Consider the following 12683-nt stretch of genomic DNA (forward strand, 5'->3'; position numbering starts at 1 on the left):
TGGGCGAAGGGGAGCTAAAGCAGATTGTATGTAACTTAGAATGATGGAGGTATTTTAAAAATTTTTGAATTCTAGAAGTAAGGTTTAAAGAAGGGTTCAAAGTTTCCAAAGATAGTATATATAATAATATTGGAGGAGATAAGATGAATACACTTTTTAGGGGAAAAGACTTTATAACTACACAAGAATGGAGTAAAGAAGAATTAGAAACTGTTTTTGAATTATCTAATGAGCTTAAAATGAGGTTTGCATTAGGAGAACCTACGGATCATTTGTTAAGATCAAAAACTATCTTTATGATGTTTTTCGAACAATCTACACGAACTCGAAATTCTATAGAAGCTGGCATCACTCAACTGGGGGGACATGCTCATGATCTGACACCGGATAAGATGCAACTTTCTCATGGTGAATCCGCAAAGGATACTGCTATTGTCTTGAGTCGATTCGGTCATGCCATAGCGATAAGAAACTGTTTCTTTGGAATTGGTAACAATTACATGAGAGAGGTTGCAAAATATGCGGATGTACCTGTTATTAACCTTCAAGATGATTTCTACCATCCTCTACAAGGTTTAGCGGATTTGATGACAATAAAAGAAAAATGTGGTAATGATCTTAGAAATATTAAAGTCACTATATCTTGGGCTTATGCAACATCCCATGCAAAACCTTTGTCTGTACCTCAAACGCAAGCATTACTATTTACAAGATATGGAATGGACGTAACTATCGCTCACCCAAAAGAATTTCCACTTATGCCTGAACTCATGAAACAAGCAAAACAAAACGCAGAAAAACATGGTGGAAGTTTAAAGTTCACAAACGATATGGATGAGGCTTTCGATGGAGCCCAAATTGTAATTCCAAAGAATTGGGGTGGATTTTTAGGAGTTGAAGATCCTGATACAGATGAAGGTAAAAAACAGATGAAGGAAAATCTTGAAAAACACAAAGATTGGATCTGTGATGAAAGAAGAATGTCTTTAGCCGATAAAGATGTCCTTTATATGCACGCGATGCCCGCAGACAGAGGCAAAGAAGTAACTGATTCTGTTATAGATGGTCCTCATTCTATAATATATGATGAAGCGGAAAATCGTTTACATACAGCAAAAGCAATCATGGCTTTGACTATGGGAGGAAGGCCTTGATCATTATTTGGAGGTGAACAATCATTTTTAAAACTGTTAATCAACCAAAAAAGAGAATAGACGCATACGAAAAGGTTACTGGAAAAGCTAAATTTGCAGATGATCTAGAATTTCCAAATATGTTGTATGCGAAGGTTCTGAGAACTAAGTATCCTTCGGCGAAAATATTGAACATAAACTTAGATGAAGCCGAAAAAATTCCTGGGGTAAAAGCAATTATTACCGCAAAAGATATACCAAATAACGAATTTGGTGTTATTATCCCAGACCAACAAGTTTTAGCTAAAGAAAGGACTTATTTCATAGGTGATGGAATAGCCTTGGTCGCTGCAGAAACTCCTGAGACAGCAAAAAAAGCGGTTGAAAGTATAAAAGTAGAATACATGGAGCTCCCTGGAATTTTTGATCCATTAGAGTCTAGAAATGCACCAACTATCCATGAAGATAAAGATAATAATCAGGTCATTCACCATAAACTTAGAAAAGGCGATGTAGAAGAAGGATTTAAAAGATCTGATGTAATTTTGGAAAGAGAGTATCAAACCCAATTTGTTGAGCATGCATATTTAGAACCTGAGGTTGTAATTGCCGTTCCTTATGAAAACAACAGTGTGGTTACTATATATGGGTCTATACAAAACCCTTTTGCTTGTCGTAACGCAGTTGCCTCTGTTCTTAAAATCGGATTCAACCAAGTTAGAATAGTTCAAAATCACATAGGAGGTTCGTTTGGTGGTAAAGATGAAGTAATTTCTTCTATGGCTGCTCGAGCTGCTGTTCTAGCTTTGAAAACGAATAGACCTGTAAAATTAAAAAATACTAGGGAAGAATCAATTATCGAAAGTTATAAAAGGCATCCTTACAAACTGAAATACAAAGTCGGAGCAACAAAAGATGGCCAGTTACTGGCTATGGAAATTGAGGCAATCGCGGACAGCGGAGCTTACGCCTGCCAAACTCCATTTGTTACCTGGAGGTCTGTGGTTCAAGCTACTGGTCCTTATGAAATTCCAAACGTTAAGACAGATACTTTTGGATACTATACCAACAATGTATACACTGGAGCCATGCGTGGATACGGTTCTCCTCAAGTTATATTTGCCAATGAATCTCTAATGGATGAATTAGCTCAAGAACTTGGGATGAATCCCTTGGAACTTAGATTGAAAAATATTTTTCACGATAATTCTGTAACAGCAAGTGGCCAAAAACTTGATAATCACAAAGTCAGTCTCGGAGAAGTGATTAAAAAGGCTACCGATTCGATCAATTTTTTAGAGAAATACAAAGAATACAGTAAGGAACAAAAAGGTGATAAACGGAAAGGAATAGGAATGGCTATAAGTTATAGAGGCTGTAGTTTAGGAGCAGAAGCTGTGGATGCCGCTGGTGTCATATTATCCATACAAAAAGATGGAACATTATATTTCTATAGTGGTTTGGCTGAAAACGGACAAGGTCTTAAAACAGCCTTCTCTCAAATTGTAGCCGAGGAATTAGGAATAGATATTGAAAAGATCAACTTTATGGTCGTTGATACTTTGATATCTCCAGATAGCGGTTCTACGGTGGCTTCTCGTGCGACATTGGTTGGTGGGAATGCAACGCTAGATGCCGCTAAAAAGCTCAAGAAGAAATTAACTGATTTTCTTATAGAAAAATATAATTTATCCCACAAAGAATTAATATTTAAAGACAATTCGATTTATACTCCAAATCAAATAAAATTAATGTCTTTCGATGAAGCTGTTTCCAGTGCATACAACTCTGGCGTCTTTTTATCTTCATATGGTTGGTACAAATCACCTGAGATAAGTTGGGATGAAGAAACAGGGCAAGGGAGACCCTATTTTACATATGTTTATGGATGTCAGATAGCAGAAGTTGAAGTTGATATCAGCACTGGTGAGATAAAAGTTTTGAAAATGGTAGCTGCTCATGATGTTGGAAGAGCTATCAATCCTGCAAGCGTTCTTGGACAATTTTATGGTGGGATATCAATGGGCCTTGGATACGGAATCATGGAAGAGTTGGATACAGACGAGGGATACATCAACAACACCAATTTTGACGAATATTTGATACCCACAGTAAAAGATATGCCAGATATAACTCCCATTATAGTTGAAAACCCTGATCCTAGTGGGCCTTACGGAGCAAAATCCGTAGGAGAGCCCACCTTAGAATTAGGTGCTGCTGCTATAGCTAACGCTGTTGCCCAAGCAACAGGAAAAAGAATAAGATCCTTGCCCATAAACTTAGAGAAAATTGTTGTAGGTCATTCTTTGAAAAAAGGAAGGAAGAAAAGATGATTGAATATGATTTTTTAATTGCTAAAGATGTTGATTCTGCTTTAGAATATTTGCATAAATATGAAAATATAAAGGTATTAGCTGGTGGAACTGATATACTGGTAGATATACATAAAGAAAGTCCAAGATTAGAAAAATTTGATTATATATTGGATATTTCTAATATCAAAGGTCTTCAATATATAGATGAAATGGAAGATAACGTCGAGTTGGGAGCTTTGTGTACACATACAATGTTAATCCAATCAAACGTTATCAACAAATATTTCCCATTTCTCGTAACTGCAGCAAAAAGTATAGGCTCCGTACAGATAAGAAACAGAGGTACCGTTGGAGGAAATATATCTAATGCGTCTCCAGCAGCTGATTTAATTCCTCCTTTGATGGCGTTAGACTCTAAGATAGAGCTAAGTTCTATAAATGGGAAAAGGCATGTGCCCTTAGATCAGTATATTGTAGGACCTTACAAGACCAGTAAAAATCAAGATGAACTTGTAACTAAAATAATAATTCCAAAACTAGATGAAAATTATCGTTTTAGTTTTCAAAAAATTGGAAGAAGAAGAGCTTTGAATATAGCAAGACTAAACTTAGCTGTCGTTGCAAAAATAAATGAACAAGACTCAAAAATTGAAGATATAAGAATAGTGCCAGGTTCTGCAACACCTTTTCCGATAAGATTTAAGAATATAGAAGGGGAAATACTAAATCAAAAAGCTAGTCAATTAAATTTGGAAGAGTTAGCAAAAAAAATAGGTGACGAAATGGTAAAAATAACTGGCGAAAGATGGTCTACTCCTTACAAAAAACCAGCCTTGGGGGCAATTTTCAAAAAGGCTATTATAGAGATAACAAATTCAAGTGAAGGTTGTTAAATTAGATTGATTGAAACTTAAGTTGATGGAGGTATTCAAAAAAATGGGAAAAATTGAAGTAACGCTCTATGTGAATAATAAAAAAGAAGTATTACAAGTAGACCCAACGGAGCGACTTCTTGATACTTTACGCAATCAATTGAAATTAACTAGCGTAAAAGAAGGTTGCGATGTGGGAGAATGTGGCGCCTGTACAGTTATTTTAAATGGCGAGGCTGTTCATTCTTGTTTAGTTTTAACTGCTCAAGTTGATGGTTATGAAGTTTTCACCACAGAGGGGTTGGAAGTTAATGGAAAATTAGATCCACTGCAACAATCTTTTATTGATCATCAAGCTGTTCAATGCGGTTTTTGCACCCCTGGTATGCTGATGTCTGCTAAAGCTTTATTGAATAAAAATTCTAATCCCTCAAGGGAAGAAATAAAAACTGCGATAGAAGGGAATCTCTGTAGATGTACCGGATATCAACAAATAGTTGAAGCGATAGAAGCAGTTACACAGAATAAGAAAGGGTGATATCTTTGTCGAACATATTAATAAAAAACGCTAAAGTTATTATCACGATGAATGCAAACAAAGATCAATTGAAAGATCACGATATTTTAATTAAAGGAAACAAAATAGAGAAAATTGCGAAAAATATAGATTTATCAAACGAACAAATAGATGAAGTTATAGATGGTTCTAAATATTATGTTTATCCAGGGTTGATTAACACACATCATCATTTCTATCAAACTTTTACTAGGAACATTCCCCAGGTACAAAATGTGCAATTATTTGATTGGTTAAAGTTTTTGTATCCAATTTGGTCAAGATTAACACCAGATGTTGTTTATTATAGTACTTTAGTTGCAGCAGGGGAATTACTTAAAACAGGTTGCACGACATCAGTTGATCAATTTTATGTTTTTCCAAAAAATCAACCACCAGATCTTCTTGACAACGAATTTTATGCTGCAAAAGAAATTGGGATCAGATTACATGGAAGTAGAGGAAGTATGTCATTGAGTGAAAAAGATGGAGGACTTCCTCCTGATTCAGTAGTTCAAACAGAAAAAGAAATATTGAAAGATTCCCAAAGAGTTATTGAAAAATTTCACGATCCTTCTCCATTTGCCATGCATAGAGTCATTCTAGCTCCTTGTTCTCCATTTTCTGTAACCTCTACACTTCTCAACGAATCTATTAAATTGGCAAGAGAATATAGTGTTTGTAGTCATACACATCTAGCTGAAACAAAAGATGAAGAGAGATTTTGTATAGATGCCTTTGGTAAGAGACCATTAGAATACATGGAGAGTTTAGATTGGTTAGGTTCTGATGTATGGTTTGCCCATGGGGTTCATTTCAACGAAGAAGAGATAGATAAGTTGGCATTAACTAAAACAGGGGTTGCTCACTGTCCCGTTTCGAATTCAAAACTCGCCTCTGGAGCTGCAAGTATCCCCTACATGTTAAAAAAAGGTGTAAAAGTTAGCCTGGCTGTCGATGGGAGTGCAAGCAACGATTCTTCTAATATGATTTTAGAAATGAAAACTGCTTTTTTGATGAGCAGATTAATTTACGGTATCAACGCTATCACATCCGAAGATGTGCTGAATATAGCCACAAAAGGTGGAAGTGAAGTTATAAACCAACCAGAAATCGGAAGTTTAGAGGAAGGTAAGGCAGCAGATATGTTCTTGATTCGTTGGGACCGATTAGGTTATACAGGAGGTCTTTACGATCCCATTTCAATGCTCATTAACACTGGAGATTCTCAAATCGTAGATATGACAATCGTCAATGGAGAAATAGTTGTAAAAGATGGTGAGCTTGTCAAAGTCGATGAAAGAAAAATTATAGACAAAGCTAATGAACTTTCTAAAAGGATGGTCAAAGCCTGAAATTTGGAGGGAACAACATGTTGTTAATAGGTAACGCTACTATTCTCACCTTTGATGAAGAAATTCCTATAATTGAAAATGGTGCAGTATTAATAGAAGGAAAAAAAATAAAAGAAATAGGAGAAACAGAAAATTTACTTCAAAAATATCCAAACGCTATTTTCAAAAACGCCCAAGATAAAATTCTAATGCCTGGTTTGATAAACACTCACACACACCTGTACAGCACTTTCGCCAGAGGAATGAATTTAAAAACCGACATCCCTCCACAAAACTTTTTAGAAATATTAGAAAAATTGTGGTGGCGATTGGACAACACTTTAAACGAAGAGGATATTTATTACAGTGCGTTATTTGCAATCTTAGAGAACATAAAAAATGGTGTGACAACGATTTTTGATCATCATGCAAGTTTTAATTATATAGATGGAAGTTTGGACATCATTGCGCAAGCTGTCATGGAAACCGGTATAAGGGCGAATCTTTGTTATGAAGTATCAGATAGACATGGACAAGCTAAAAGCGATGCATCTTTAAAAGAAAATGAAAGGTTTATTAGAAAGATTAAGGATTCTGAGAACGATAAATTAGGTGGGATGATTGGATTACATGCTTCTTTTACTCTTGAAGACAGAACTTTAAACAAAGCCTCTGAGTTAGCTGACGAATTAAACGTTCCTTTTCATATCCATGTAGCAGAAGGGATAGAAGATTTGCAAGACAGTGTAAAAAGAGGTTACAAAGGTGTAGTCGATAGATTATCGAAATTTAAAATATTAAGACCTCATACCTTAGCTGTTCATAGTGTTCATATCAAGAAGGAAGAGATCCCAATATTAAAGGAAAGTGGTGCCTGGGTTGTTCACAATCCAGAATCAAACATGGGGAACGCGGTAGGAGCAGCTCCAATAAAAGATTTTTTTGATCACGAAATCCTAACCGGTCTGGGAACAGATGCTTATACACACGATATGTTCGAAAGTATAAAGGTTGCAAACTTGCTCCAAAAACATCAATTGGGTGATCCACAGGCAGGATGGAGCGAAGTTTACAGCATGGGGTTTAACAATAATGTGCAAATTGCTTCCAACCTTTTAAACCTAAAAATAGGAAAGATAAAAGAGAATTTCCCAGCCGATTTAATAATAGTGGATTATATCTCCCCAACACCCGTTGAAAAAGACAACGTTTATTCCCACATCCTTTTCGGAATGAACGGTGGGTTGGTTGATACGGTTATTATAGACGGCAAAATTATTATGGATAATCGGGAGGTGACGATTTTAGATTATGAAAGAATACACAGGAGAACTAGGGAGCAAGCAAGAAGATTTTGGGAGAGATTCTGATGATTACTTTGCTCCCACCACATTGAAAGAAGCTGCAGAAATACTTTCAAGATACAGCCCTAACATCAAAATCATCGCAGGTGGTACAGATGTTTTGGTAGATTACTTTGACCGTCTTTATGAAATAGAAAGGTGGTTGAGCTTAAAAAACCTCAATGAACTGAAAAAAATCGAAATCAACAATGATCTAGTTGAAATTGGTGCCTTAATCACCCACGATGAATTAGAAAAATCTGAGATTATACAAAGATATTTTCCGCTTATCAGCCAAGCAGCATGGGATGTTGGATCACCCCAAATCAGAAACATGGGTACCATAGGTGGAAATATTGCAAATTCTTCCCCAGCCGGAGATTTATTACCTCCTTTAATGGCATATGATGCAGTATTCAAACTAACTTCACAAAATGAAACTCGTGAAGTACCCGCACAAGAATTTTTTCTAGGACCTAAAAAAAACACACTTAGAAAGAATGAAATCATCGAAAAAATTATCATTCCAATACCCCAAAAACATACCTTTGGAAAATGGTTCAAAGTTGGTAAAAGAAATGCTTTAATAATTTCAAGTATCACGTTGGCTATTGTTGTGACCTTCAATGATGATGAACGCATAAAAACAGTGAAATGTTCTCTTGGTTCTGTAGCTCCCATTCCAATTGAGATCTCACAAATTCAACCTTTGATGGTTGGGAAAAAATTAAACGAATTGGACTATTCTCATATTGGAAAGGTAGTTTCTGAAAATATTTCACCGATAGACGACATAAGAGGAACCAAAGAATACCGAATAGAAGTTGCAAAAAATCTAACAGTCTACGCTTTAAACGAAATAGAAAGGATGGTGAGGGTAGATTGAAAATAAGCTTTACCATAAATGGTATTAAAAGAGAATGCAATGTAAATTCAACTACCCGATTGTTGGACTTAATTAGGGACGACCTGAAACTTACAGGTACAAAAGAAGGTTGTGGAAAAGGAGAATGTGGTGCATGTACGGTTATAATGAACGATAAGATCGTAGCCTCTTGTTTGGTACTTGCATATGAAGCCAATGGTGCAGATATAGTTACCATTGAAGGTTTGAGTAATAAAGATATTTTACATCCCATTCAAGAGGCATACATTGAAACAGGGGCGGTACAATGTGGATTTTGTACTCCTGGATTTATATTAGCAACTAAGAAACTTCTAGATGAAATTCCTAACCCAACGGAAGAAGAAATAAAAAGGGGATTATCCGGCAATATCTGTAGATGTACAGGATACCAAAAAATAATAGACGCTGTTAAACTCTCGGTCACTAAAATCGCTGAGTATAAGCGAGGTGAGAAACTTGAAGTCAAATAAATACGTAGGGGAGAACGTCTTTAAAGTTGACGCCAAAGACAAGGTGACTGGTAAAGCTATTTATCCCGATGATATATACCTTGAAGACATGCTCTATGTGAAAGTTAAACGCGCAACCCATCCACACGCTTACATCCAAAAGATCGATGTCTCTAAAGCAGAATCATTACCGGGGGTAATTAAGATTATAACCGCAAAAGATTATCCAAATTTGAAAAAGTTTGGATTGATAATAAAAGATCAACCCGTTCTGGTTGGGATAGGAGAAAAAACCCGTTTTATGGGAGACGCATTGGCAATAGTCGTTGCAAAGAGTAAAGAAATCGCCACTAAAGCAATTAATTTAATAAATGTTGAGGTTAAAGAATTAGAGGTCATTACCGATCCTTTCAGGGCAATGGAAGAAGACGCTCCAAAAATTCATGAAGGTGGAAACATAGTTGTTACTCATCAATTAAACAAAGGGGATGTAATGAAAGGTTTTAACGAGTCTGATGTAATAATAGAAAGAGAGTACAAAACGCAGCATGTTGACCAACTCCCTTTACAAGTGGAGTCTGGCGTAGCTGTTTACGACGAAAAAACTGGTGTAATAACTATTTGGGCAGCTACACAATGGCTTCATGATACACAAGCAGATATAGCCCAATCTTTGAATCTACCCAAAGAAAAAATCAGAATAATACAACCCGTTATTGGAGGAGCGTTTGGTAGAAAAGAAGATATATCGGTTCATATACATTTAGCGTTGGCTGCAATGGTTACTAAACACCCTGTCAAATTAACTTACACCAGAGAAGAATCTATGATCGCACAGTCTAAAAGGCATCCACTGTATATTAAGGCTAGAACAGGAGCCACAAAAGATGGAATTCTAAAGGCTTGGGAGGTTGAAGTTGTAGGAGATACTGGGGCATATGCATCTAGTGGTCCTGCTGTTGTACATAAAGGTATGTACCATTGTACAGGTCCATACAATGTACCTAACGTTAAGGGCATCGCTCATACCGTTTACACTAACAATACATATTCTGGTGCTATGAGAGGATTTGGAGCAATGCAGATGACTTTCGCCTATGAATCTCAAATGAGCATTTTAGCAGAAAAGTTAGCTATGGATCCAGCAGAGCTCAGACTTAAAAACGCCTATCGAATCGGTTCTACTACGCCAAATGGTCAAAGACTTACACAAAGTGTCAACGTCGTTGAAACAATACAGGAAGCTTTAAAGCTTTCAAAAGAGAAAGAAGGTGTTCGACATTGAAGAAAAAAGGAAGAGGTATGGCTACAATAATGTTCGGATATGGTTACGGTGAAGGATTTCCCGATTTTTCTCATGCGACGGTTGAATTTACGGATAATGAAAAGGTTTTAGTGGTAACCGCAGCTGCCGATGTAGGACAAGGAGTTTTAACGGTTATCAGTCAAATTGCAGCAGAAGTTCTTTCAGTTGGTGTTGAAAAAGTAAAAGTCATTCAGGGCGATACTCATAAAACTATGAATTCAGGATCAACATCTGCAACTCGTCAAACCACCTTTACAGGAAATGCCGTAAAACAAGCGTGTGAGAACTTAAAGGGAAAAATTTTCCATTATGCGAGTTTAGAGTTCAATAGTAATTATCCTGAACTAACTTTGAAAGATGGAAAAATCATCTACAATCCTAACCCTGAAAAAACAATTACTTACTGGGATTTAAAAAGAAAGGTAGAAGAAAAAGGTGAAACTTTGAAAGGTGAAGCGACCTACTTTCCACCAACATATTCTCCCGATTTAATATCCGGACAGGCCCATGAAGTCTACGTTGCTTATACCTTTATGACTCAAATAGTCGATGTAGAGGTTGACACAACCACTGGAAAAGTTGATGTGAAAGATGTTTACACCGCACTTGATTGTGGAAAAGCTATAAACCCTATAAATGTGGAAGGACAGATAGAGGGTGGTACAACTCAAGGAATAGGTATGGCTCTTATGGAAGAACAAGTAATAAAAAATGGAATCACATTAAATCCAAATATGACAGGTTACTTGGTTCCAACTTCTATGGATATTCCGAATTTTCATTCTGTATTAATAGAAAATGAAGATTCTATCGGGCCATTTGGTGCAAAAGGTATAGGAGAACCAACAACCATTGCAGCTTCCCCTGCCATTGCTAACGCTATATACGATGCTATAGGTATTAGATTTTATGAATTGCCTATCACCCCAGAAAAAATTCTTAAAGCTCTAAAAGAAAAAGAAAATGATTAAAAATAACATCTTTCTTACAGGTTCTATAGGTATAGGTAAATCGACGATTATACGTAAAGTGATTAATCAACTATCATTACATGTTTGTGGTTTTTCAGTTGATAGAGAAGGTAAAAAAAATAATTGGAACGCCTTTTATTTAGTAGAAGCATCTTCATTTAATAACGGTGATCGATCTAAAAAATCTAAATATAACAGATTTGCCTTCAGAAATGATTACTCTACAAATTGGGAGATAAATATTCAAGTATTTAACGAAATTGGTGTAAAACTTCTTACAAACATTGATAATGCTGACATTGTAATAATGGATGAATTGGGAAGATTCGAGTTAACTGCTTACCAGTTCCAGCAGAAAGTATATGAAGTTTTAAACAGTGATAAACCTGTTTTGGGTGTAATAAAGGATGAATCTAATCCATTTTTGGATGATATTAGGAATAGAAAAGACGTTCAAATATTTAGAGTGACCTTGGAAAACCGCGAAGAAGTTTACAAAGAGGTATTATTTTTGATAAAACAAATAATTACACTGAAGGAGTGAATTTATGTCTGATATATCTGTAGACTTATTAGGAATGTTGTTAAAAACCCCTGTAATGCCTGCTGCTGGGCCTCCCATTAAAGATGGAGAGAGTGCTTACAAAGCCAAAGAGGGAGGAGCTGGAGCAATCGTTACTAAAACGGTCTCAGTGAAAGCTGCAAAAGTTCCAAAGCCAAATATGGCACAGGTAAAAGGAGGTTTTATCAATACCGAACTTTGGTCTGAGTTATCCTTAGAACAATGGATTGAAAAAGAATACCCTAAGGTTGTTGAAACAGGGTTGCCTGTGATAATAGGAGTTGGGTACACCTCTGAAGAGATAAAGGAAGTAATACCAAAAGTAGAACGATTCGCTGATGCCTTTGAACTCTCTACTCATTATCTTGGTAACGATCCAACACCTATGATTAATAGCATAAAAGCTGCAAAAGAAAGTACAGACCTTCCCGTTATGGTAAAACTCAGTCCCCAAGTAGATATTCCTACGTTTGCAAAAGAGGCTGAAAAGGCAGGTGCAGATGGTTTAGTCTTAATAAACTCTTTCGGTCCGACGTTAGATATTGATTTAGAAAGCGGTAAACCATTGTTGGGAAGTGAGAGAGGTTATGGGTGGTTATCAGGTCAAGCAATATTTCCCTTAGCTTTGAGGGCAGTTTTTGAGGCTGTAAGATCGGTTAATATTCCGGTAGTTGGAGTAGGTGGAATCAGTACAGGCAAAGAAGCAATAAAGATGATAATGGCAGGAGCCCAAGCTGTACAAGTCTGTACAGCTGCGATTTTAAATGGACCTCAAATATATAACAAAATTGCCAACGAAATTGAAAAGTATCTGGACGATCATGGTTTCAACTCCCTAGAAGAAATTAGGGGAATAGCTCAAAAAAATACCGTTATCCAGCCAAATTATAAATTGATAGTTCCAGACATAAACGATGAAAAATGCACTGAATGTG

12 protein-coding genes are annotated in these 12683 nt (G+C 36.3%); all 12 read left to right on the plus strand.

From position 1 onward, the window contains the following. The first annotated feature begins 143 nt into the window (after positions 1 to 143). Positions 144 to 1154 (plus strand): ornithine carbamoyltransferase, encoded by a 1011-nt coding sequence (locus X925_RS08345; protein WP_012209521.1) that lies wholly within the window; start codon positions 144 to 146, stop codon positions 1152 to 1154. 119 nt (positions 1155 to 1273) lie between these two features. Further along, positions 1274 to 3466, plus strand: a complete 2193-nt coding sequence (locus X925_RS08350) for a xanthine dehydrogenase family protein molybdopterin-binding subunit (protein WP_012209522.1) — start codon at positions 1274 to 1276, stop codon at positions 3464 to 3466. Then, on the plus strand, positions 3463 to 4341 hold the full coding sequence (locus X925_RS08355; RefSeq protein ID WP_121959666.1) for a xanthine dehydrogenase family protein subunit M: 879 nt from the start codon (positions 3463 to 3465) through the stop codon (positions 4339 to 4341). The genes X925_RS08350 and X925_RS08355 overlap by 4 nt, the downstream gene beginning before the upstream one ends. A 43-nt stretch (positions 4342 to 4384) precedes the next feature. Then, a complete protein-coding gene (locus X925_RS08360) occupies positions 4385 to 4858 on the plus strand; it encodes a (2Fe-2S)-binding protein (RefSeq protein ID WP_121515404.1) in 474 nt (157 codons plus the stop codon). Between the two features lie 5 nt (positions 4859 to 4863). Beyond that, entirely contained in the window at positions 4864 to 6231 is a 1368-nt protein-coding gene (locus X925_RS08365) for an 8-oxoguanine deaminase (protein ID WP_121959667.1), read from the plus strand. Positions 6232 to 6248: 17 nt separating this feature from the next. Further along, entirely contained in the window at positions 6249 to 7580 is a 1332-nt protein-coding gene (ssnA, locus tag X925_RS08370) for a putative aminohydrolase SsnA (RefSeq protein ID WP_121959668.1), read from the plus strand. Then, complete coding sequence (locus X925_RS08375) at positions 7522 to 8439, plus strand: xanthine dehydrogenase family protein subunit M (RefSeq protein ID WP_121959669.1); 918 nt, start codon at positions 7522 to 7524, stop codon at positions 8437 to 8439. Before ssnA ends, X925_RS08375 begins: the two co-directional genes overlap by 59 nt. Next, positions 8436 to 8930 carry a (2Fe-2S)-binding protein gene (locus X925_RS08380; protein WP_121959670.1) on the plus strand — a complete coding sequence of 165 codons (495 nt, stop codon included), beginning with the start codon at positions 8436 to 8438 and terminating at the stop codon, positions 8928 to 8930. The genes X925_RS08375 and X925_RS08380 overlap by 4 nt, the downstream gene beginning before the upstream one ends. Further along, on the plus strand, positions 8908 to 10194 hold the full coding sequence (locus tag X925_RS10630; protein ID WP_369974002.1) for a xanthine dehydrogenase family protein molybdopterin-binding subunit: 1287 nt from the start codon (positions 8908 to 8910) through the stop codon (positions 10192 to 10194). Before X925_RS08380 ends, X925_RS10630 begins: the two co-directional genes overlap by 23 nt. Further along, a complete protein-coding gene (locus X925_RS10635) occupies positions 10191 to 11186 on the plus strand; it encodes a xanthine dehydrogenase family protein molybdopterin-binding subunit (protein ID WP_012209531.1) in 996 nt (331 codons plus the stop codon). Before X925_RS10630 ends, X925_RS10635 begins: the two co-directional genes overlap by 4 nt. After that, positions 11179 to 11730, plus strand: coding sequence for a nucleoside-triphosphatase (locus X925_RS08395; protein ID WP_121959672.1), 552 nt, complete (start codon positions 11179 to 11181; stop codon positions 11728 to 11730). The genes X925_RS10635 and X925_RS08395 overlap by 8 nt, the downstream gene beginning before the upstream one ends. Positions 11731 to 11734: 4 nt before the next feature. Beyond that, the coding region (locus tag X925_RS08400) for an alpha-hydroxy-acid oxidizing protein (RefSeq protein ID WP_121959673.1) at positions 11735 to 12683 on the plus strand (949 nt) is incomplete at its 3' end.

The organism is Petrotoga sp. 9T1HF07.CasAA.8.2, assembly GCF_002895585.1.
Taxonomy (GTDB): Bacteria; Thermotogota; Thermotogae; order Petrotogales; family Petrotogaceae; genus Petrotoga; species Petrotoga mobilis.

Excerpts from the sequence above, each read along its gene's own strand:
- X925_RS08345 (WP_012209521.1), top strand. The coding sequence starts at position 144 with ATGAATACACTTTTTAGGGGAAAAGACTTTATAACTACACAAGAATGG.
- X925_RS08350 (WP_012209522.1), top strand. The coding sequence starts at position 1,274 with ATGTTGTATGCGAAGGTTCTGAGAACTAAGTATCCTTCGGCGAAAATA.
- X925_RS08355 (WP_121959666.1), top strand. The coding sequence starts at position 3,463 with ATGATTGAATATGATTTTTTAATTGCTAAAGATGTTGATTCTGCTTTA.
- X925_RS08360 (WP_121515404.1), top strand. The coding sequence starts at position 4,385 with ATGGGAAAAATTGAAGTAACGCTCTATGTGAATAATAAAAAAGAAGTA.
- ssnA (WP_121959668.1), top strand. The coding sequence starts at position 6,249 with ATGTTGTTAATAGGTAACGCTACTATTCTCACCTTTGATGAAGAAATT.
- X925_RS08375 (WP_121959669.1), top strand. The coding sequence starts at position 7,522 with ATGAAAGAATACACAGGAGAACTAGGGAGCAAGCAAGAAGATTTTGGG.
- X925_RS08395 (WP_121959672.1), top strand. The coding sequence starts at position 11,179 with ATGATTAAAAATAACATCTTTCTTACAGGTTCTATAGGTATAGGTAAA.